Genomic DNA, 21,003 nt, shown 5'->3' on the forward strand with positions numbered 1-21,003 from the left:
GGGTTGAGCGACAGGGTTCAAGAAACGCCGAAAACTGCGACCGACATCTTTGTTCCGCGAACAAATCAAGGCCAGAGCCGACAAGCCCTGACCTATAAAAAACATGAAGGATTTTTGCAAGTGAAAATGCTGATCCAGACATTTCATGCTCTCGGCAGCCAACCTGGCATGGAAATACAGTGAAAGGTCAGGATGAACATAGGATTAACGACTCACGGCTGGGGGACTGGCTTTTTTTCACCGCGCACCGACAACGCGATACGTTCTGCGGTGCCGATGGGTATCTCACCCACCACCGTCACCATCATCTCGCCGTCCACCGTATTGAGGCGACGCGATACTGCAACCGTAGGGCCCAGCTGAGTGCGGGTTTCGGTCACGCTCACATCGCTGATCGGCTCAAGGAACACCGAGAAACGCGCCAGCCCGTCTTCATACATCAGGCTGTCGACAGTCGCTTTGGTGTGGATGTCTTTGTGGGCGCTGCTACGGGTCAGTTGAAAACCGGGTGGCAACCACTCCATATGCCAAGTCTCGGTAGACTGCACTTCTGGCGCCTTGCCATTAGCGACGGCGATAGGCGTGCATTCACCACTAGGTTGCAGATCACGTTCGTCAGGTACCTGCGAGGTATCCAACCGCGTGAACTGGAAGCGCTCCAGCAATTGCCCTTGGTCGTTCAACAACAGGGATTTGAGCGGCAGCGCGGTCTCTCGATCCAAGTGCAATTCAAACCCATAACGGTACTGGTCACGCGGCGTGATCGATACGATGACCGCATTTCTACCGGCCACACGGGATTTGCCAATGACGGCCAGTTCGTAGAATTCATTGAGTTTTTGCGGATCCAGCGCACGTGAAGGTGCATCACGTGAGTTGCCCAAGCCTGCGACGAGGGTGCCGCTGACACATTGTGTACGACCGTCCAACCGCACGACTTCCTGGGCGGAACCGTCGAGTTGCAAGAGCCGCTCACGGACTTGACCATTCTGGACACGATGCCAGATGTCATGGGTAGAAAAACTGCCGTTACGTTCGTAGACGAACGTACCTTGAAAGCTCTGCTGCTGCTCTGCACGCCCAAGTCGAGTCAGCCAATCTTGGGCTTCATCGGCGTGGGCGGGGAGTGCAAACCAACTACTGAGCAAAAGCGTAAGGAGCGGTATGGCTCGCATAGAGCTCCTTACGGATTAGCGGTTTTCCAGACTTGCTGCGCGAGCGTATGGCAGAGCGCTTTCAGTGCCTTTCAGGGCTGATTCCTGTGCGTGTTGACGCAGGTAACCTGGAAGACGCTGGTCTTGCCAGCCGGATTGCCCTTGCAACACACCGTTAGCCATAGGGCCGGTGGTGTCGGAGCTTTCCTTGTAGCCGGCCAGTACCGCTGGGCCTTTGACTTGCGGACCGGCCATGACCGGCTGCTGAGTCTGTTGGGCGAGCTCGGCACCCGCGATTTCGTCTTGATTGTACAGGCGAACACCGGCCAACACGGCAACAGTCACCGAGGCTGCAACTGCCAGGCGACCCAGGCTACGCCATGGACCACGAGTAGCTTTAGCCGGAACGGCTTCATCAGCCAGCGCAGCAGAAACAGCCGCAGCAATATCCAGACGAGGGATTAGAAGATCCTTGTGCATCACCGCCCGAGCGACTTGGTAACGAGACCAGGTGTCACGGGTTTCGGCATCATCAAATGCATTGAGCACTCGACGAAGTTCCAGTTCATCCGCTTCGTTATCCATCACTGCGGACAGCGATTCCTGCAGGGCATCACGACTCATGGCGGTTCCTCTCTTGGCTGTCGCCGCTGTCTTTAGTTCTCTTGCAACAACGGTTGCAAGGCTTTATCGATGGCTTCCCGGGCCCGGAAAATCCGTGACCTTACAGTCCCCACCGGACACTGCATGACGCTCGCAATGTCTTCGTAACTCAGACCATCGAATTCACGTAAAGTTAACGCCGTACGTAAATCTTCTGGCAGTTGCTGAATTGTGCGATGAACGGTGCCTTCGATCTCGTCGCGCAGCAATGCACGCTCCGGCGACTCGAGATCCTTGAGGCCGTGATCACCATCGTAAAATTCCGCATCTTCTGAACTTACATCGCTATCTGGTGGGCGGCGTCCGCGAGACACCAGATAGTTCTTCGCCGTGTTGATGGCGATGCGGTAGAGCCACGTGTAAAACGCACTGTCACCGCGAAAATTACCAAGTGCACGGTAAGCCTTGATAAAGGCCTCCTGTGCAACGTCCTGCGCTTCATGGGTGTCGTGCACAAACCGCACGATCAACCCGAGAATTTTGTGCTGGTATTTCAGCACTAGCAGATCAAAAGCTCGCTTGTCGCCGCGTTGAACGCGCTCGACCAGCTGCTGATCCTCTTCCTGGGTTAGCATGAACACTCCTCGTTGTACTTGAAGGAGGCTTGCATAACTAAACGATCAGGCTTGCAAACATAGACTCGGTCTTTTCGCAAAAGTTCTCCCCCTTCAAGCAAGTTTCCGGCACGCACTGATTTGGCACACACGAAAAACGCAGTACGGGCAACGCCGACTGCGCGAATAATCTTGTCGTCGGTTTTCTGACGCGTCCAATGCTCCCGACGGGCCAATAAACTCAACGTTTTCCCAGCTTTCGGGCAACCTGCTATTGAGTCGAGGCTTATGCAAAAAGTTCCCGCTTCAATAACCAGCCGATTTTACCCCAAGCTGTGCACCGTAATCTCACATTGCCACGAATGCCCGGCTATTGTGCCGCTCCACCCCTCTATATACTAGTAGCCCGTGTGACCCTTTGATTCGCCGATCCAGGCGTCCTGTTTGCGCCCCCTCTTCGGATCGCTTTTTGCGGAATCCTTCCAATGAGCCAACAGTTTCAACACGATGTCCTGGTGATCGGCAGCGGCGCGGCCGGTTTGAGCCTTGCGCTGACCCTCCCGGACCACCTGCGCATTGCGGTCCTGAGCAAAGGCGACCTGGCCAACGGCTCGACATTCTGGGCCCAGGGCGGTGTCGCCGCCGTGCTGGACGACACCGACACAGTGCAATCTCACGTCGAAGACACACTCAACGCCGGTGGCGGCCTGTGCAATGAAGAGGCGGTGCGATTCACCGTCGAGCACAGCCGCGAGGCGATCCAATGGCTGATCGATCAGGGCGTGCCGTTCACCCGTGACGAACACGCAGGCAGCGACGACGGCGGCTTCGAATTCCACCTGACCCGCGAAGGCGGCCACAGCCACCGTCGCATCATCCATGCCGCCGACGCCACCGGCGCCGCCATCTTCAGAACCCTGCTCGATCAGGCGCGCCAACGCCCCAACATCGAGCTGCTGGAGCAACGCGTCGCCGTCGACCTGATTACCGAGAAACGCCTGGGCCTGGAAGGCGACCGCTGCCTTGGCGCTTACGTGCTCAATCGCGGCAGCGGCGAAGTCGACACCTACGGCGCGCGCTTCACCATCCTGGCGTCAGGCGGCGCAGCCAAGGTCTACCTCTATACCAGCAACCCCGACGGCGCCTGTGGCGACGGCATCGCCATGGCCTGGCGCTCCGGTTGCCGCGTGGCCAACCTGGAATTCAACCAGTTCCACCCCACCTGCCTGTATCACCCGCAGGCCAAGAGCTTCCTGATCACCGAAGCCCTGCGCGGTGAAGGCGCACACTTGAAATTGCCCAACGGCGAACGCTTCATGCAGCGCTTCGACCCACGCGCCGAGCTGGCCCCACGGGATATCGTCGCCCGCGCCATCGACCACGAAATGAAACGCCTGGGCGTCGACTGCGTCTACCTGGACATCAGCCACAAACCCGAAGATTTCATCAAGACCCACTTCCCCACCGTCTATGAGCGCTGCCTGGCATTCAACATCGATATCACCAAAGGGCCGATCCCGGTGGTGCCGGCCGCTCACTACACCTGCGGCGGCGTGATGGTCGACCAGCACGGCCGCACCGACGTGCCCGGCCTGTACGCCATTGGTGAAACCAGCTTCACCGGCCTGCACGGTGCCAACCGCATGGCCAGCAACTCGCTGCTCGAATGCTTCGTCTATGCGCGCTCGGCGGCGGCGGACATTCTCGAACAGCTGCCACGCATTGCGGTGCCTGCCGCCCTGCCCCGCTGGGACGCCAGCCAGGTCACCGACTCGGACGAAGACGTGATCATCGCGCACAACTGGGACGAGTTGCGCCGATTCATGTGGGACTACGTAGGGATCGTGCGCACCAACAAGCGCCTGCAACGCGCGCAACACCGGGTGCGGCTGCTGCTGGATGAGATCGACGAGTTCTACAGTAACTACAAGGTCAGCCGCGACCTGATCGAATTGCGCAACCTGGCCCAGGTCGCCGAACTGATGATCCGCTCGGCGATGGAGCGCAAGGAGAGCCGCGGCCTGCATTACACCCTCGACTACCCCCAGATGTTGCCCGAGGCCCGCGACACTATCCTGGTGCCAACCACCTACGGCGGCTGAACTTCAGGCGAACCCGCAGGCGCCGGTGTGCATCGGCCGCCTGCGCATCCCTGGGCACACACATCGAACGCGCCCACCACCCACCCGGCACCCTGTAGCGCAGCACTACGACCAGCGGCAACGCCAGGCTGTCGGGAAGTAGCTGCACGCTGTGCCAGCCCCGCTCTTCACTGAACAGGCACCAGCCATCGTCATCGCGACGCAGGCCACGAATCGACGAACGGTGAGTCAGCAGGATATGGCGCGGCAGCACCCAGGCGGCATGAGCCAGGCATAACAGCATGGCGAGGCTTGAATACGTCAGATCGAGCAACGAAAGCGCACCCAACGCGAACAGCTGGGCAAGGAGATACGCCGCCAGCAACAGCCGTGAGGCCTGCCAGCGGCATTCGAAGCGATTACTTGGGCTGGACACGGTCCAGGATCATCCGGACCATGCGCTGCAGCTCCGGATCTTCAGATTCGGCGCGCTCCATGAACCAGCCGAACATGTCCTGATCCTCGCAAGTCAGCAGCCTGACGTAGAGGTCGCGGTCCACCTGGTTGAGCGTCGCGTACACTTCTTTGGTGAAAGGCACCAACAACACATCCAACTCCAGCATGCCACGACGGCTGTGCCAGTAGAGGCGATTGATTTCAACTTCTTCGACCATGGAGCGCTCCTCAAATAGGCGGCAAGTATACAGCCCCGACGGCACCGGAACAGTCGGCTTTGGTCGCCCCCTACGGAAACTATCCATTTGCCGGGCGCCCCTCTATGATGCACCCATGACTTTTTGACCTGCGATGACCCATGGCTGACTCTGCTTTCTTCTGCCCCCTGTCCCACGAAGGCGTTCTCGCCGTCCGCGGCGCTGACGCTGCTAAATTCCTTCAGGGCCAACTGACCTGCAACCTCAATTACCTGAGCGACACCCAGGCGAGCCTCGGTGCGCGGTGCACGCAAAAAGGGCGCATGCAGTCGAGCTTCCGCATCCTGCTGCAAGGTGACGGCGTGTTGCTGGCCATGGCCACCGAGCTGCTGGAACCGCAACTGGCAGACCTGAAGAAATACGCCGTATTCTCCAAATCCAAACTCACCGACGAAAGTGCCGCCTGGGTGCGTTTTGGCCTGGCGAATGCCGACCAGGCCTTGTACGGCCTTGGTCTGGAACTGCCGGCCGAGACCGACAGCGTTGCCCGCACCGATGCCTTGATCGCTGTTCGTGTGTCCCCCGGCCGCGCCGAACTGTGGGCGCCCGCCGAGCACGCCGATACGGTGCGCAGCCAGCTGACAGAAAGGCTGCAACAAGCGGACTTGAATGAATGGCTGCTGGGGCAAATCCGCGCCGGCATCGGCCAGGTCATGCCGCAAACACGCGAACTGTTCATCCCACAGATGCTCAACCTGCAAGCCGTGGGCGGCGTCAGCTTCAAGAAAGGCTGCTACACCGGCCAGGAAATCGTCGCGCGCATGCAGTATCTGGGCAAACTCAAACGTCGCCTGTACCGCTTGAGCCTCAATGCGACTGAAATGCCCGCGCCAGGCACACCGCTGTTTTCACCCAGCCATAACAGCGCGATCGGCGAAGTGGTCATTGCCGCAAAAGCTGACCAGAGCGTTGAACTTCTGGCCGTATTGCAAGCCGAAGCTGCCGATAGTGGCGATGTGCATTTAGGCAATCTGGAAGGTCCCGGCTTGCAACTGCTTGACCTGCCTTACACGCTCGACCGTGATCGAGAGATCCAGCGTTAGTCGCCGCACCCTTTTGCAACACCCTAGAGATCATGAATGAACAAGCTGGCGGAAAAAGTCCAACAGGCTTTAGTGACGGCCATCGATAACGATGACCTGGTTCTGCCGACATTGCCGGAAGTGGCCCTGAACATTCGTCAGGCCGCCGAAGACCCGGAAATCAGCATCAGCCACTTGAGCAAAGTGATCGGTCGCGATACCGCGCTGTCGGCGCGCCTGATCAAAGTGGTCAACAGCCCGTTGTTGCGCGCGACCCAGGAAGTCACCGACCTGCACACCGCCATCACCCGGCTGGGCACCAATTACAGCAGTAACCTGGCGATCGGCCTGGTGATGGAGCAGATATTCCACGCCCGCTCCGACGTGGTCGAACAAAAGATGCGTGATGTGTGGCGCCGCAGCCTCGAAGTCGCGGGCGTGAGTTACGCCTTGTGCCGCAGCCATAGCGAGCTCAAACCGGACCAGGCAGCCCTCGGCGGCCTGGTGCACCAGATCGGTGTGCTGCCCATCCTGACATACGCCGAAGACCACTACGAGCTGCTCGCGGACCCGGTCAGCCTCAACCACGTCATCGAGAGCATCCACCCGTTACTGGGTGACAAACTGCTGGGTGGCTGGGACTTCCCGGAAATGCTGGCGAAACTGCCCGGCCAATACCTCGACCTGGAGCGCGATTCGCCCAGCCTCGACTACATCGACCTGGTGCAGGTCGCCGTGCTGTATTGCCATCGCGGCACCGATCACCCGCTGGCTAACATAGCGGTTTCCACGCTGCCGGCGATCAAAAAGCTGCGGTTCGACCCCTACAGCGACGCCTTGCGGGCCGAGTTGGATGAAGCCCGCTCGATGTTCTACTGATCAACCCGCGATAAAACTCACCCGCACCTTCAACCCGGCCTGCTCCCCATCGTGCAGGCTGATCTGCGCCAGATGCGCCCGGCAGATTTCGCCGACAATCGCCAACCCCAGCCCCGAGCCCATGCCCTGCTGACTGCGTCGGTAAAAACGCTCGAACACTCGGTCCCGCTCGTCCAGCGGAATGCCTGGACCATCATCTTCCACTTCCAGCACCGCCGGCGCCGTCACCCGCAGGATCACATTGCCACCCGGTGGCGTGTGGGCCAGGGCGTTGTCCACCAGGTTGCTCAACAGCTCATTCAACAGGGTGGGCTCACCGCGCAGCCACACCGGCTCATCGGCCTCCAGCGCCAATGCCACGCCACGTGCGTGAGCCAACGGTGCCATGGCCATGCCCAGTTCACGGGCCAATTGGCTGAGGTCGAGTAACTGTGCGCCACCCTCGGCAATCGCGCGGGCACCATTTTCGATGCGGGCCAGGGACAACAATTGATTGGCCAGATGAGTCAGGCGGTCAGTGCCCTGGGCGGCGGTTTCCAGGGTGCTGCGCCACGTGGCGGGCTCTTCGGCACGCAAGCCCAGTTCCAGCCGGGCCTTGAGCGCGGCCAGTGGCGTGCGCAACTCATGGGCAGCGTCGGCAATAAACTGCGCCTGGCGCTCGAACTGGCCGCGCAAGCGCTCGGTGAAGTGGTTGAGGGACCGCACCAGCGGGCCAAACTCGTGCTGCACTTCCACCAAGGGCAACGGCCGCAGATCGTCGGGTTGGCGCTCTTCCACCGCCGTGCGCAATCGCTCCAGCGGGCGCAATGCCGCGCTCACCGCAAACCACACCAATAACAAGGCGCCAATCGCAAGCATGCCCAGGCGCAGCAACGTGTCCGCTGCCAGGCTGCGGGCCATGCTGACGCGTGCTTCGTCGGTTTCAGCCACGCGTATCTCCGCCATGCCGTTCATGTTCGGCTCGGAAACGGCCTTGAGCAGGCTGACCACCCGCACCTCCTGCCCTTGGTAGATGGCGTTGTAGAATCGTGCCAAGGCCGGGTAATCATCGGTTCGTGGGGTACCCGGCGGTGGGCCAGGAAGGTTTTCGTAGCCGGAGATCAACTTCTGGTTGATGTCATTGACCTGATAGTAAATACGCCCGGCGCTGTCGTACGCGAACGTGTCGAGCGCGACATACGGCACATTCGCGCTGAGCGTACCGTCCACCTGGGTCAACCCGGCGGCAATGGTACGCGCCGAGGCCAGCAGCGTACGGTCGTAGGCCGTATCGGCGGCCTCGCGACCATTCCAATAGGCACTCAGGCCACTGGCGATCATCAACAACACCAGCAACAGCGCCAAGTTCCACAACAGGCGCCAGCGCAGGCTGCTGGGCTTATGCATCGCGGGCTTCCAACAGGTAGCCAAGGCCGCGGAAGGTCACGATGGCGATGGGCTGGCCGTCGAGCTTCTTACGCAGTCGATGCACATAGATTTCGATGGCGTCGGGGCTGGCCTCTTCGTCCAGGCCGAATACCTGGGAAGCCAACTGCTCCTTACTCATCACCCGGCCCGGACGGGCGATCAGCGCCTCAAGCACCGCTTGCTCACGGGAAGTGAGCGTCATCAGCTCGCCGCCCACGGTAAAACGCCGGGTATCGAGGTCATATACCAGCACACCACAGGCCTGCTGACGCTCGCCACCCAACACGCTGCGCCGCAGCAGCGCCTTGACCCGCGCCTCCAACTCCGTCAGCTCGAAAGGTTTAGCAAGGTAGTCGTCCGCCCCCAGGTTCAGGCCGTGCACGCGGTCTTTCACGTCACTGCGCGCCGTCAGCATCAGCACCGGCAGATTTTTCCCACGGGCCCGAAGGCGCGCGAGCACCTCGAAACCGTCCATGCGCGGCAGCCCCACATCGAGGATCGCCGCGGCGTATTCCTCACTGCTCAGGGCCAGGTCCGCGGCCACGCCATCGTGCAGCACGTCAACGGTCAAACCCGTGCTCTTGAGCGCTTGCGCGACACTTTCAGCGAGTTGCAGATGGTCTTCAACCAGCAAGACACGCATGGATTTCTACCTCAGTCAGGGGTGGTTGGCACCACGCTTTGCCGGGCAGTTTACAGGCGCCGACTGCCCTGTGAAGCCCGAAAACATTGAAAGGCAGCTGAAAGGTTAGTGAAAGCTTCGCCCTTTAGCATCCAGTCACGGTGGTCTATGCCCACCGAGTTGCCTGAACCGCAGCGCCCGAAAAACGCCTCGAAGCGTTTTCGCCAAAATAAGAACAATAACGGAGTACACAACGATGCTGTCGACACAGCCCCAGGCCCCCTCGCCTGTTCGTTCTTCTCGCCTGACCCAAACCGCCCTTGCCAGTGCTGCTACCCTTGCCGGCTTTTCGCCGCTTAGCCAGGCTGCCCTCTTCGAAGACAGTAGCGCGACCCTGGAAACCCGCAACATGTACTTCAACCGCGACTTCCGCGACGGCACTAGCGCGCAGCAATCCAAGCGCGATGAATGGGCCCAGGGCTTCATGCTCAACCTGCAATCGGGCTACACCGACGGCACCGTCGGTTTCGGCGTGGATGCGCTGGGCATGCTCGGCGTCAAGCTCGACTCAAGCCCCGACCGCACCGGCACCGGTCTGCTGCCCACGCATGACGACGGTCGCGCCGCCGATGAGTACTCCAAGCTGGGCCTGACCGGCAAAGTGAAGATCTCGGCCACCGAGCTGAAAATCGGCTCGCTGATCCCCGAACTGCCGATCCTCAAGCCCAACGACGGTCGCATCCTGCCGCAGACCTTCAATGGCGGCCTGATCACGTCCAAGGAATTCAAGAACCTGGTGTTCACCGGTGGTCGCCTGGACAAAGCCAAGGACCGCGACGACAGCAACTACGAAGACATTGCCCTCAACAACAAGAACAGCCGCTTCCTCAGCGGGGCCACCGGCAAGCACTTCAATTTCGGCGGGGCCGACTATAAGTTCGCCGACAAAATCACCGGCAGCTACCACTTCGCCCAACTCGACGACGTGTACCGCCAGCACTTCCTCGGCCTGGTGACCGCGCGCCCGATGGGCCCCGGTACGTTCGGCACCGACCTGCGCCTGGCGATCAGCGATGACACCGGCAGTGCGCGTGGCGGCAAGATCGACAACACCTCCCTCAACGGCCTGTTCAGCTATGCCCTCAATGGTCATAAGCTCAGCGCCGGTTACCAGCACATGTCCGGCGACAGTGCGTTCCCGTATGTGGATGGCAGCGACCCGTACCTGGTCAACTTCGTGCAGATCAACGACTTTGCCGGCGCCGAAGAGCGCTCCTGGCAAGCGCGCTACGACTACGACTTCGCCAAGCTGGGGATCCCCGGCCTGAGTTTCATGAGCCGTTACCTCTCAGGTGACAACATCAAGCTCAAGAACGGCGAGACGGGCAAAGAGTGGGAACGCAACAGCGAGATCAAGTACGTGGTGCAGACCGGCACGTTCAAAGACGTGGCCGTGCGCCTGCGCAACGCCACCTACCGTTCCAACTACTCAGCCCGTGATGCGGATGAAATGCGCTTGCTGGTGAGCTATAGCGTTGCGCTTTGGTAGTAACAACTCATAACAACAAAGACGGAGATAACCATGACCCCTTCACTGCGTAAATTGGCCCTCGCCGCCGGCTGCATGCTGTTCGCCGGCCAACTGCTGGCCGCCGACGAACCCAAGCGCCCGGAATGCATCGCCCCGGCCTCGCCTGGCGGTGGTTTTGACCTGACCTGCAAACTGGCGCAAAGCGCGCTGGTCAACGAGAAACTGCTCAGCAAGCCGATGCGCGTGACCTACATGCCTGGCGGCGTAGGCGCGGTGGCCTACAACGCCGTAGTGGCCCAGCGTCCTGCAGACGCCGGCACCTTGGTGGCCTGGTCCAGCGGTTCGCTGTTGAACCTGGCCCAGGGCAAGTTCGGTCGTTTCGATGAAAGCGCCGTGCGTTGGTTGGCCGCCGTCGGCACCAGCTACGGGGCTATCGCGGTGAAAGCCGATTCGCCCTACAAGAGCCTCGACGATCTCGTCAAAGCACTGAAGAAAGATCCGGGCAGCGTGGTGATCGGTTCCGGCGGCACCGTCGGCAGCCAGGACTGGATGCAAACCGCGCTGATCGCGAAGGCCGCCGGGATCAACCCGCGCGAACTGCGTTACGTGGCACTCGAAGGCGGCGGTGAAATTGCCACCGCCCTGCTCGGTGGCCATATCCAGGTGGGCAGTACCGATATCTCCGACTCCATGCCGCACATCTTGAGCGGCGACATGCGCCTGCTGGCGGTGTTCTCCGAGCAACGCTTGGACGAGCCAGAAATGAAGAATATCCCGACCGCCAAGGAGCAAGGCTACGACATCGTCTGGCCAGTGGTACGTGGCTTCTACCTCGGGCCAAAAGTCAGCGATGCGGACTACGCCTGGTGGAAAGACGCCTTCGACAAACTACTGGTCTCCGAGGAGTTCGCCAAGCTGCGTGACCAGCGCGAGCTGTTCCCGTTCGCCATGACCGGCCCGGAGCTGGACACCTACGTGAAGAAACAGGTGGCTGACTACAAAGTGCTGGCCAAAGAGTTCGGCCTGATCCAGTAATCGCCCCTCTGTGGGAGCGGGCTTGCTCGCGAAAAACGTCAACGATGACGCGTGTGGCCTGATACACGCGACGTCCTTGCGTCCTTCGTGAACAAGCGCGCGCCTACAAGAGTCTCCAAGGAGTTTCCTATGCTCTTACAACGCATTTTCGCCGCCGTGCTCTTGCTCGCCTGCGCTGGCCTGGCGCTGATGGCCTGGCCGTATCAAGCGTCGTTTTCCTACGAGCCGGTAGGGCCACGTGCCTACCCGCTGCTGATGCTCGGGCTGATGAGCCTGGCACTGATCTACATGCTGTTTCGTCCACAGCCGACCCAGCACACCGAAGAAGAGCCTGCGCTGGACCGCGACACCCTGATCAAGATCGGCGTGTGCGTCGCGCTGTTGATCGTGTTCGCCGCCACCTTCGAACCCCTGGGTTTCATCCTCAGCAGCATGCTGATCGGCATCCCGATGGCGCGCCTGTATGGCGGCCGCTGGGTGCCCAGCGTGGTGATCGTCAGCCTGATGGCGATTGGTCTTTATCTGCTGTTCGATAAAGCCATGGATGTGCCGTTGCCCCTCGGCCTGCTCGACGTTCTGGAGAACTGATATGGATACTTTCGGCTACTTGGGCCAGGGCTTCGGCGTTGCACTGTCCCCTTACAACTTGGTGACCGCACTGTGCGGCACCCTGATCGGTACTGTCGTCGGCTTGTTGCCGGGCCTGGGCCCAATCAACGGCGTGGCGCTGTTGATCCCCATCGCCTTCGCCCTGGGCCTGCCGCCGGAATCGGCGTTGATCCTGCTGGCAGCCGTGTACCTGGGCTGTGAATACGGCGGCCGTATCAGCTCGATTCTGCTGAACATCCCAGGCGAAGCTTCCACCGTAATGACCACACTCGACGGCTACCCGATGGCCCGTAAAGGCCTGGCCGGCGTGGCACTGTCGTTGTCGGCGTGGAGTTCGTTCATCGGTGCGTTTATCGCCACCTGCGGCATGGTGCTGTTTGCGCCGCTGCTGGCTAAATGGGCGATTGCCTTCGGCCCGGCGGAATATTTCGTACTGATGGTGTTCGCGATTGTCTGCCTGGGAGGCATGGCCGGTGACAAACCGTTGAAGACCTTTGTGGCGGCGCTGATCGGTCTGTTCCTGTCGGCGGTCGGCATCGACGCCAACAGCGGCGTGTACCGCTTTACCGGCGATAACATTCACCTGACTGACGGCATCCAGTTTGTGGTGCTGGTGCTGGGTTTGTTCTCCATCAGCGAAATCCTGTTGCTGCTGGAAAAAACCCACCGCGGCCAGGAAGCGGTAAAAGCCACCGGGCGCATGATGTTTAACCTGAAGGAAGCCGGCGCCGTCTTCGTCGTCAACATCCGCTGCGGTCTGCTTGGCTTCATCATGGGCGTGTTGCCGGGTGCCGGTGCTACCTTGGCCTCGGCCGTTGCCTACATGACCGAGAAACGCCTGGCCGGTGCCAGCGGTAAATTCGGCCAAGGCGACATGCGCGGCCTGGCGGCTCCGGAAACGGCCATCGGCGCCTCTGCCTGCGGCGCCCTGGTGCCGATGCTGACCCTCGGCGTACCCGGTTCGGGCACTACGGCGGTGATGATCGGCGCGCTGTCGCTGTACAACATCACCCCGGGCCCGCTGCTGTTCCAACAGCAGCCGGACATCGTCTGGGGCCTGATCGCCTCGTTGTTCATCGCCAACATCATGCTGGTGATCCTCAACATCCCGATGATCCGCATCTTCACGCGCATCCTCGCCGTGCCGAACTGGGCGCTGGTGCCGGTGATTGCCATCATCACCGCGATTGGTGTGTACGCGGTTCACGCCACCACCTTCGACCTGTTCCTGATGGTCGGCATCGGCATCTTCGGTTACATCCTGCGCAAGCTGGACTTCCCGCTGTCGCCGGTGTTGCTGGGCTTTATCCTCGGCGGCTTGATGGAACAGAACCTGCGCCGTGCACTGTCGATCTCCAACGGTGACCTGCAGATCCTCTGGTCGAGCCCGATCACCTTTGGTGTGTGGGTGCTGACCGCGCTGATGCTGGCCTTTCCGCTGATCCGCATCTACCGCAAACGTGCCCTGCAGCGTCGTGCCGTGGCCGATGTCTGAGGTCACCTTTAAGCAATGGTGGGGAACACCGCTGGTCGGCCTGGCCGGCGGTTACCTGGCTAGCCTCGTCGGCTGGCCTTTGCCGTACATGGTCGGCTCGTTGCTGGCGATCATCCTGGTGCGCTGCCTAACCCCCTGGCAGTTGGCGGAGATTCCCGGCGGACGCAAATGCGGCCAATGGGTAGTGGGCATCGGCATCGGCCTGCATTTCACGCCCGTGGTGATCGAGCAGGTGATGAGCCACTTCGGGCTGATCTTTTTCGGCGCGCTGGTCACCAGCCTGTCGAGCGTGGTCGGCGTATGGTTGATGCGCCGCAGCGGTGAAGACCGCGCTACCGCGTTCTTCTCCAGTATGCCGGGCGGTTCCGGCGAGATGGTCAACCTCGGCGCCCGCAATGGCGCCGTGCTCAGCCGTGTCGCGGCAGGGCAGAGTCTGCGCGTGCTGGTGGTGGTGCTGTGTGTGCCGGCGATCTTCAAGTACCTGCTGGAAGGCGGTACACCGCAGTTTCATCCGGCGCCCGTGAGTTGGCCTTGGCTGTTAGCGCTGTTTCCGATGGGCGCACTGGTCGCCTGGGGTTGGCAGCGTTTGCGTCAGCCGAACCCGTGGCTGTTCGGGCCCTTACTGGTAAGCGCCACTGCCAGTGTGGTCTGGAACCTGCACATCGGCCTGCCCGATGGCGGCAGCCAAATCGGCCAATGGTTGATCGGTAGCGGTTTGGGCTGCCACTTCAACCGGCAGTTCTTCCGTCGGGCGCCGTCGTTCATGGGCCGCACCCTTATCGGCACGGCCTTGACCATGGCGCTGGCGACCCTGGCAGCGGTGGGTTTGAGCGCCTTGACCCACCTGGACCTGCGCTCGCTGACCTTGGGCATGATGCCGGGGGGGATTGCCGAGATGAGCCTGACCGCCGAGACGCTGCAGTTGTCCGTCCCCCTGGTAACGGCCATGCAGGTGATGCGTTTGTTGTTCGTTCTGTTTCTCGCCGACCCCCTGTTCCGGCACTGGAACCGCCAACCCTGACCACCGCAACGTGAACGGCTCGCCAGCGGGCCGTTGCCGTTTGTCGGCACTGTCATTTCTCACAGCTGGTTGCTCCCCAGATTCCGCGTTACACCTCTTCGCAACTACTCCCACTCAGTATATGGGCCGTAGACATTGAGTTCCTCACTGACTGCAGAGGGTTTCATCATGGGTAACGACGAAGAGCTTTCCAACCATCCAAACCAGCGCTTGATCAAGCTCCCAGAAGGGCGCTCACTGCTTGCGTCTTACTCAAACCAGCAGCCACCTGAAAAGACGCCGCCCGTGCAGCGTACTTTCATCGACCCTCGTTACCTGGTGCCATGCCCCTCCGACCTGTCTCTCAATTCGACGGAAGCCTTCAAAAAGGTTCGCCTCGAAGATTTGGTACTGTACATCCCCGCAAATACCCAGCCGGTGCAAGGCGTCGATGCAGGTATCAATCTCGTCGCGATCACGATGCACAAGGAGGGACTACTGATTGCCTTGCTGCCATTTCTGGAGATGGCAGCCCTGGATTTCGTGGAACTGTTCTGGGGCGATCTGAGCAACCCCGTCGCATCCACCACCATCCACCAGCATGAAGTGGATAACGCTGAGGTGATTCCCCTGTTCGTACCGTCGGGTGCGATCACCGACGGTAATGTCTATCCGGTGTTCTTCCGGGTGACACGCCTCGGCCTGGCGGTAGGAGAAACAAGAAAATTCGCACTGAAGGTTGATAAGGTGAAACCCGCCGGGGACAACCCGGACGGCTACAGTTTTGTAAACACGAACCTGCCCAAGCCGATCATTCCCCAAGCGTTTCTCGACTTTGGCGTTACAGAAGAAGATGCCCAAAACTGCATAGAGATTCGCGTCCCCTACTACCCTGCCGATACCTCATTGTCACCACGCACCCACCGCGCGGTGCGTGATGTTGTTCGCCTGAAAATCGGCGACGCACTATTCGAGCACACCGTGTCGCAGCCAGAAGCGGATCACCATGACGACATTGTCTTCAGGCTGTGCATCGAACACTGGCTTCAGATCGGCAGCGGCTCTCACGTCGCTGAGTGGAACGTGATTGATGAGTGCGGAAACTACTCGGATGGCTGGTCGGTCGCCGAATTCCTCGAGGTCTTCCTGAACGATGGTTCAGAGCCATTGTTGCCCCATTGCTTCTTCGATGAGGCTCCGGAAGACATCCTCAACCTCGATGAAGTCAGTGGCGATTTTGTGACGATCGTCGTTCCAATCGCGGGTAACGGCTACCGATTGGGCGACGTGATCAAGGTGACCCTCACCGGCAGGACGGCGGATGGGCAAACGGTGAGGAAAACCTACAGTTCCGATCCACTGACATCCACCACGACGCGCCAACTCAGAATTCCATGCCCGGTAAGCGACCTGATACCGTTGATCAGAGGGCAGGCTCGACTTCGCTATGAGCGAATCCGCTTTGGCGCGCCGAATAGAGGCTCACACCTCACGCTGGTCAGTGTGATCGGCACCGCCATTCCCGGTGGGCTTTACGCCCCGACATTTCGGGAGGCTGTCGATGGGATTCTGATTGCGGATACCCCCATCATTAACATCGACATCCGTAAATATCATGGACAGGACTTCTTTGACCGCATCACGCTGAAGCTGTTGGGCCGCTACCCTAACGGTAAATTTTACTACCACGAAGAATTCAAAAATGCAGGTACAGGCAATGTGGTGTTCTCGATTATCAATGGCCCCGAGGGTGATATTGCCAAATTGGCAGGTGGCAGCCTGACTGCTTCTTATACCCGTCAGAATAGCGAGGGAACAATACCATCCCCGGACACAACCGTTTATGTCGGTGCCTCTACGGCCGTACTGCCCGAACCGAGGGTGCATGAGGCTCCGCCGCCTGATTACGTATTTGATCCGAACCAATCCACCGGTGATGCCACCATTGAGGTTGACCCCCACAACGATATCAAAGTGGGGGATACGGTCACCCTGCACGCTGAAGGCACTGCGCCAGGTGGAAGCGCTCCGCCACAACCCTTCTTTGTCTCAAACATTTGGAAAGACCGGCCGCTGCCTTTCACGCTTAAGCGCCAGTACATCCTGCTCAATCAAAGCATGAATATTTTCTACGACCGCGCCCGCCCAGGCGTTGCACCACGCACGTCGAACACCGCACCCATGAAGATCCTCGCAGTGCGCCATTTGCCCGCGCCTTTGGTTTACAACAGCACCCCCGTGGACGACGGAAACGCGACCATCAACCCGGTCATTGCTGACAACACGCCAGAGGTGACGGTACGCGTGCAATTTGCACCGATGTCTTCGAACGACTTCATCAAGCTCGAACTGCAAGGCAAGCCCGGTGCGACGCTGCCGTCCATAACGCCCCAATACGGCAACCCAACTACGGGTTTCGTCGATTTCAAATTCTCCAACAGCGTCATCGGCGACTACATTGGAAGCGTCCTGCGTCTTCAGTATCACGTCACAACCAACGGCGTCACCGATGACTCAAGGGTGCTGAATCTGCGCGTACTGGACTTCAATGAATTACCCGGCGGCAATCCACTGCCGCAGCCAAGACTCAATGGCCTGCCATCCGGCTCAACCATCGACTTGAATACATTCAACACCGATTGCTGGGTGAGCCTGGTGCGCTGGACGCTGAGCCGGAAGGGCCAACGGATCTGGCTCAAACTCCATAGTGTTGGCGCAACCCCTTTGACACTGTTGAACGGCCATCCGATCGACCAGACGCAGGTCGATAATGGGATAGTGAATGAAAAGGCAATGCGTGATTGGTTTACCGTACTTGCGGATAGCAGCCAGGTGACGGCAACGGCAGCCGTCACTTTCAATGGCGATTCAAATGAACTGACCGCCAAGCCCTTTCCGTCGAGCAACTACACCATCACAGCGCTTCGGCTCTATGATTTGACAGACTTTGAGTTATTGTCCTGGAATGGCTGGGTCAACATCATCAATGTCTTGGGCGCGATCAGAAACGTCAACAACAACAATTTCTGGTATGTGAAACTCAATAATGGCAGCCCTCTCTTTCCCGGCGTCATTAAAACCTTTTATATCAAGAGCGGTAAAACCTACGACTTGAGCTTCAAAATGAAGGTGGACTTGAACCCCTATCTACCCCAGGTATTCATAGAGTTCGGCACTCAGTCACAATCTTTCACCCATGTTAATCCCGGTGTGTGGACCTCACACTCCCGGACCTTTGCATTGCCTGCCGGGGTTCCCTCTCAGTTCTTGCCTATGCGCATCTACTTCAAGAGTATTACCTCAGGGGCAGAGTTTTCACTGGATGATATTTTGGTTGTGGAGCGGCCATAGATTCATTGCTCAAGACCGCTGCCGGGTGGCGACATAGCCACCCGACAGCAGCACATTGAAGGCAATAAAAAAGGCCTCTCTACCGTCAGGAAGAGAGGCCTTTCAATGGGTTATTATCTGGGTATGCATCGTTGAAGAGTTTCATTGAAATCTTGTCCAGCCGGGCACTGTCTTGGCTGCCTTATCCACCGTTGGGAATCAGTGTCGTACCTGCAGGTGTAATACCAACCCGGCGATATGCTTTTGAAGGTGCCTGCACGAGTGCAGACAGGATCAAGCCCTGGGTACTCACTCGACACCGTCTCGGAAGGGCCACTGGCACAAGCGGCAAGCAGCACAGCGACACCTGCCGCCAGTAATACCTTGGGGACAGTACGCATAACTTTCTTACTCATAAAATGATGCATGGGAATCTCCTGATTAGGAATGCCCCTCCAGTTAGCCCCCAAAAAAATAAACCGCCTACTGTCAGATTTGACAGGTTGGCGGTTTGTCCGACAAGCGGAAAGTACTGCACCGGCCGCGCTTAGAACGCGTAGCGCAGCCCCACATTCACACCCAGGGGTTGCTTGATGTTCTTGCCCACGCTGCGCTCCAGGTCCGCATGCATGCTCAAGTTCTGCGACACCGACATCGCCATACCCGCCCCCAGCTTCAAACGTGAGCCCGACAGGTCGTTGTTGAACGAGTTGTCATTAACAAACACTTTGTTGCTCTGGTCGAACTCATGGGTGACTGCGGCTTTCAAGTAAGGCTGCAGCACGCCGCCGCTGTCGAGTTGGATATTATTGCCGGCAGTGACGCCCAACTCACCGATCACCGAACTCGAACGATCCCCTTTGGCGCTCAGGCCGTTGTCCAGTGTGTAGCTCTGGGCCTGGGTGATCACCGCCGCCAATTGGCCGTAGGGTTCGACGAAATAGCCGTCATCCAGCGTGATATGACGACCGAACTCAGCCGAGGCACCTGTGGCATTTTGCGTGTAGTTGCCCTTGCTCTTCTTGCCATCGCTCATGGCCACGTTGGACTCATTGTGCAGGCGGTTGAACTTGAGCACGCCGTCGAAGTAAAAGCCGCTTTCGCTATCCAGCCACGTTGCATAGCCGCCCACGTAGTAGCTGTTGATGGTGGCTTTGCTGCCCAGGTTCAAGTCCAGGTCCGATTGGCTGTGGCCGGCCATTGCACCGATCAGCCACTGCCCATCGCCGGCCTCCAGCGGTGCATCCGCACCCAAAGTGAAACCGCGTTGGGTCTGGTTATAACCCAAGCCAGTCTTGTCGTTGGACACTTCATACTTATTGCCGTAGGCACGGGTCCACAAGCCAGCGGTCTGTCCACCGTTGAAACGCAGTTCGCCCATGCGCGTACGCAGGTTAGTCATTTCCCCCAACAACACGCTCGGCGCCGCGTTGAACAAGGCCAACACCGAGTTGGTGCTCGGGCTGATGACCTTGCTATCCGGGTCCAGGTACCAATCATGATTCTGGTTATCCGCCGCCAGGTCGTAAGAATAGGTACCGCGGTCGACCCGACCGCCCACCAGGCTGAAATCCGCCACACCGTCGGCGGTGTGCACCATGTGCAGGCGCTCGTTCAACGGGTCGGCCCCCGTGGCGGCGAGCAGCAACTGATGGTGACCAGCAGACGTGCCCGTGACGTTTAGGAAGTCGCCGGTCAGCGAGCCGAAATCCGCCTTCATGATGAACGTACCGCCGGTGCCGGAGAGGTTAGCCACGTCCAGCTTATAGAAGGCTCCGGACTCGCCGAACTTAACGTTACCGCCGTTCATCGACAATGTGTTGAGCGCTTGTTGGCCATCCACCATCACCCAGGTGGCGTCGCTGTTGACCGACAGTTTGTCGACATTGTCCAGGCGACCGGTCAGCACCGAGCCATTGTTCAGGCCAACGTTGGCGCTGCCGCCGCTGTTGATGATGTCGCCGTTCATGAAGGCGAAATCCATGTTCATGTCCAGGGCGCTGTCTTTGCCGACTTGGATATTGCCACCCAGCGTCGTGTTGGAGACATTGACATCGGCCGCGCCGCCGTGGGCAAGCTCAAGCATGTTGCCGTTGCCGCCGACCAAGGTCGTGCCATTGTTGATGTTGATCTCGGTGCCACCGGGGTAGTCCACCAGGATGGCAGCCCCTGTTCCGCCCACCACTTCAGTCTGGTTGAGGTTCAGCACGGAGGGGTTATCCACCGTAGGCAGGCGATACGCCACAATGCCGTTGGTGCCGCCGTAAATTCGGCCGCCCTGGGTGGTCAATTGCCCGTCGTACGCTCTCAAACCAGCGTTTGCACCGCTGACCTGAGTGTTATGCAGGGCCAAAGTGCTGGAGCCGCTGAGCACAATGCCATCTGTGGCGCCAGTCACGTCGCTATCGAACACTTCCACGGCAGAGCCGCGGTCCGAATTGGTGCCGACAATCATGCCTTCGGCACCGCCGCTGTAGATCGAAGCATCGCGCACGGTACCTTTACTGCCATAAAGCGCCACACCCACTTCAGTACCGGCGGTGTTCTTGACAGTGCCACCGCTCATCGTAAAGGTCGAATCATAGGCTTTAACCCCCAGGATCCTGGCCCCATTCGAGGTCAGGGTGGCCTCGGTCACGTGGTAGCGATCAACTAACGTGTCAGCGTCAATGACGACGTTTTGCCCAGGGTAGATATTCAACGCCTTGACCTGTGTCGCCGCCAAGGCAACAGGCATGACGGCCAATACTCTAATAGCTAGTGATAAACGAGAAAGAAGAAATGTTTTTTCAGTGGACATGCTTAAGTACCTCTAGTCGGTGACTGAACAAGCCAAGCGATTTAAAGGTCCATCGACTCTGGCTTTCAGAAGCGGCAAGGGTACGGATCAGGCAGGGAGGTTCATGTA

18 protein-coding genes are annotated in these 21,003 nt (G+C 59.4%); 10 read left to right on the plus strand and 8 right to left on the minus strand.

Annotated elements, in window-relative coordinates; all coding sequences use genetic code 11:
• The first annotated feature begins 3 nt into the window (after positions 1 to 3).
• Positions 4 to 183, plus strand: a complete 180-nt coding sequence (locus BM403_RS31590; RefSeq protein ID WP_102061808.1) for a hypothetical protein — start codon at positions 4 to 6, stop codon at positions 181 to 183.
• Positions 184 to 212: 29 nt separating this feature from the next.
• Here BM403_RS31590 and BM403_RS17125 read toward each other — a convergent pair whose 3' ends face one another.
• Genes BM403_RS17125 through rpoE form a run of 3 tightly spaced genes read right to left on the minus strand, consistent with a single transcriptional unit; the run spans position 213 to position 2,392 of the window.
• Entirely contained in the window at positions 213 to 1,175 is a 963-nt protein-coding gene (locus BM403_RS17125; RefSeq protein WP_046034527.1) for a MucB/RseB C-terminal domain-containing protein, read from the minus strand.
• 15 nt (positions 1,176 to 1,190) lie between these two features.
• Positions 1,191 to 1,778 carry a sigma-E factor negative regulatory protein gene (locus tag BM403_RS17130; RefSeq protein WP_012722767.1) on the minus strand — a complete coding sequence of 196 codons (588 nt, stop codon included), beginning with the start codon at positions 1,776 to 1,778 and terminating at the stop codon, positions 1,191 to 1,193.
• A gap of 32 nt (positions 1,779 to 1,810) precedes the next feature.
• On the minus strand, positions 1,811 to 2,392 hold the full coding sequence (rpoE, locus tag BM403_RS17135) for an RNA polymerase sigma factor RpoE/AlgU (RefSeq protein WP_003172477.1): 582 nt from the start codon (positions 2,390 to 2,392) through the stop codon (positions 1,811 to 1,813).
• Between the two features lie 464 nt (positions 2,393 to 2,856).
• Between rpoE and nadB the strand changes: the two genes are divergently transcribed.
• A complete protein-coding gene (gene nadB / locus BM403_RS17140; protein ID WP_093543905.1) occupies positions 2,857 to 4,473 on the plus strand; it encodes an L-aspartate oxidase in 1,617 nt (538 codons plus the stop codon).
• Here the strand turns inward: nadB and BM403_RS17145 are convergent.
• Both BM403_RS17145 and BM403_RS17150 read right to left on the minus strand, forming a co-directional pair.
• On the minus strand, positions 4,442 to 4,888 hold the full coding sequence (locus tag BM403_RS17145) for a protein YgfX (protein ID WP_093543908.1): 447 nt from the start codon (positions 4,886 to 4,888) through the stop codon (positions 4,442 to 4,444). The two genes, nadB and BM403_RS17145, sit on opposite strands and share 32 nt — an antisense overlap.
• Entirely contained in the window at positions 4,872 to 5,126 is a 255-nt protein-coding gene (locus BM403_RS17150; RefSeq protein WP_012722757.1) for an FAD assembly factor SdhE, read from the minus strand. Before BM403_RS17150 ends, BM403_RS17145 begins: the two co-directional genes overlap by 17 nt.
• A 140-nt stretch (positions 5,127 to 5,266) precedes the next feature.
• Between BM403_RS17150 and BM403_RS17155 the strand changes: the two genes are divergently transcribed.
• Entirely contained in the window at positions 5,267 to 6,208 is a 942-nt protein-coding gene (locus BM403_RS17155; RefSeq protein ID WP_093543911.1) for a CAF17-like 4Fe-4S cluster assembly/insertion protein YgfZ, read from the plus strand.
• 36 nt (positions 6,209 to 6,244) lie between these two features.
• Positions 6,245 to 7,066, plus strand: a complete 822-nt coding sequence (locus BM403_RS17160) for an HDOD domain-containing protein (RefSeq protein WP_093543914.1) — start codon at positions 6,245 to 6,247, stop codon at positions 7,064 to 7,066.
• Here the strand turns inward: BM403_RS17160 and BM403_RS17165 are convergent, their stop codons facing one another.
• Positions 7,067 to 8,452 carry a sensor histidine kinase gene (locus BM403_RS17165; RefSeq protein WP_093543917.1) on the minus strand — a complete coding sequence of 462 codons (1,386 nt, stop codon included), beginning with the start codon at positions 8,450 to 8,452 and terminating at the stop codon, positions 7,067 to 7,069. It lies immediately after the preceding gene.
• On the minus strand, positions 8,445 to 9,116 hold the full coding sequence (locus BM403_RS17170) for a response regulator (protein ID WP_010212220.1): 672 nt from the start codon (positions 9,114 to 9,116) through the stop codon (positions 8,445 to 8,447). The genes BM403_RS17165 and BM403_RS17170 overlap by 8 nt, the downstream gene beginning before the upstream one ends.
• 235 nt (positions 9,117 to 9,351) lie before the next feature.
• On the opposite strand from BM403_RS17170, the gene BM403_RS17175 reads away from it, so the two are divergent.
• From BM403_RS17175 to BM403_RS17200, 6 genes are all read left to right on the plus strand, one after another.
• Positions 9,352 to 10,644, plus strand: a complete 1,293-nt coding sequence (locus tag BM403_RS17175; protein WP_093543919.1) for an OprD family porin — start codon at positions 9,352 to 9,354, stop codon at positions 10,642 to 10,644.
• 33 nt (positions 10,645 to 10,677) lie between these two features.
• The gene (locus BM403_RS17180; RefSeq protein WP_012722752.1) at positions 10,678 to 11,661 is read left to right on the plus strand and encodes a Bug family tripartite tricarboxylate transporter substrate binding protein; all 984 of its coding nucleotides are present in this window, start codon (positions 10,678 to 10,680) and stop codon (positions 11,659 to 11,661) included.
• A 129-nt stretch (positions 11,662 to 11,790) separates the two neighbouring features.
• Positions 11,791 to 12,249: a tripartite tricarboxylate transporter TctB family protein gene (locus BM403_RS17185; protein WP_043204945.1), complete on the plus strand. Its 459-nt coding sequence runs from the start codon at positions 11,791 to 11,793 to the stop codon at positions 12,247 to 12,249.
• A gap of 1 nt (position 12,250) precedes the next feature.
• Positions 12,251 to 13,765, plus strand: coding sequence for a tripartite tricarboxylate transporter permease (locus BM403_RS17190; RefSeq protein ID WP_012722750.1), 1,515 nt, complete (start codon positions 12,251 to 12,253; stop codon positions 13,763 to 13,765).
• Positions 13,758 to 14,786: an AbrB family transcriptional regulator gene (locus tag BM403_RS17195; RefSeq protein ID WP_093543921.1), complete on the plus strand. Its 1,029-nt coding sequence runs from the start codon at positions 13,758 to 13,760 to the stop codon at positions 14,784 to 14,786. Before BM403_RS17190 ends, BM403_RS17195 begins: the two co-directional genes overlap by 8 nt.
• 168 nt (positions 14,787 to 14,954) lie before the next feature.
• Positions 14,955 to 18,116 (plus strand): hypothetical protein, encoded by a 3,162-nt coding sequence (locus BM403_RS17200; protein WP_093543923.1) that lies wholly within the window; start codon positions 14,955 to 14,957, stop codon positions 18,114 to 18,116.
• Positions 18,117 to 18,642: 526 nt separating this feature from the next.
• Here the strand turns inward: BM403_RS17200 and BM403_RS17205 are convergent.
• A complete protein-coding gene (locus BM403_RS17205; RefSeq protein WP_371914026.1) occupies positions 18,643 to 20,832 on the minus strand; it encodes an autotransporter outer membrane beta-barrel domain-containing protein in 2,190 nt (729 codons plus the stop codon).
• Between the last annotated feature and the right edge of the window lie 171 nt (positions 20,833 to 21,003).

Source organism: Pseudomonas sp. OV546, from assembly GCF_900116845.1.
Taxonomy (GTDB): Bacteria; Pseudomonadota; Gammaproteobacteria; order Pseudomonadales; family Pseudomonadaceae; genus Aquipseudomonas; species Aquipseudomonas petroselini.

Excerpts from the sequence above, each read along its gene's own strand:
- nadB (WP_093543905.1), top strand. The coding sequence starts at position 2,857 with ATGAGCCAACAGTTTCAACACGATGTCCTGGTGATCGGCAGCGGCGCG.
- BM403_RS17155 (WP_093543911.1), top strand. The coding sequence starts at position 5,267 with ATGGCTGACTCTGCTTTCTTCTGCCCCCTGTCCCACGAAGGCGTTCTC.
- BM403_RS17205 (WP_371914026.1), bottom strand. The coding sequence starts at position 20,832 with ATGCCTGTTGCCTTGGCGGCGACACAGGTCAAGGCGTTGAATATCTAC.
- BM403_RS17130 (WP_012722767.1), bottom strand. The coding sequence starts at position 1,778 with ATGAGTCGTGATGCCCTGCAGGAATCGCTGTCCGCAGTGATGGATAAC.
- BM403_RS17160 (WP_093543914.1), top strand. The coding sequence starts at position 6,245 with ATGAACAAGCTGGCGGAAAAAGTCCAACAGGCTTTAGTGACGGCCATC.
- BM403_RS17195 (WP_093543921.1), top strand. The coding sequence starts at position 13,758 with ATGTCTGAGGTCACCTTTAAGCAATGGTGGGGAACACCGCTGGTCGGC.
- BM403_RS17170 (WP_010212220.1), bottom strand. The coding sequence starts at position 9,116 with ATGCGTGTCTTGCTGGTTGAAGACCATCTGCAACTCGCTGAAAGTGTC.
- BM403_RS17180 (WP_012722752.1), top strand. The coding sequence starts at position 10,678 with ATGACCCCTTCACTGCGTAAATTGGCCCTCGCCGCCGGCTGCATGCTG.
- BM403_RS17150 (WP_012722757.1), bottom strand. The coding sequence starts at position 5,126 with ATGGTCGAAGAAGTTGAAATCAATCGCCTCTACTGGCACAGCCGTCGT.
- BM403_RS17185 (WP_043204945.1), top strand. The coding sequence starts at position 11,791 with ATGCTCTTACAACGCATTTTCGCCGCCGTGCTCTTGCTCGCCTGCGCT.
- BM403_RS17165 (WP_093543917.1), bottom strand. The coding sequence starts at position 8,452 with ATGCATAAGCCCAGCAGCCTGCGCTGGCGCCTGTTGTGGAACTTGGCG.
- BM403_RS17190 (WP_012722750.1), top strand. The coding sequence starts at position 12,251 with ATGGATACTTTCGGCTACTTGGGCCAGGGCTTCGGCGTTGCACTGTCC.
- rpoE (WP_003172477.1), bottom strand. The coding sequence starts at position 2,392 with ATGCTAACCCAGGAAGAGGATCAGCAGCTGGTCGAGCGCGTTCAACGC.
- BM403_RS17175 (WP_093543919.1), top strand. The coding sequence starts at position 9,352 with ATGCTGTCGACACAGCCCCAGGCCCCCTCGCCTGTTCGTTCTTCTCGC.
- BM403_RS17125 (WP_046034527.1), bottom strand. The coding sequence starts at position 1,175 with ATGCGAGCCATACCGCTCCTTACGCTTTTGCTCAGTAGTTGGTTTGCA.
- BM403_RS17200 (WP_093543923.1), top strand. The coding sequence starts at position 14,955 with ATGGGTAACGACGAAGAGCTTTCCAACCATCCAAACCAGCGCTTGATC.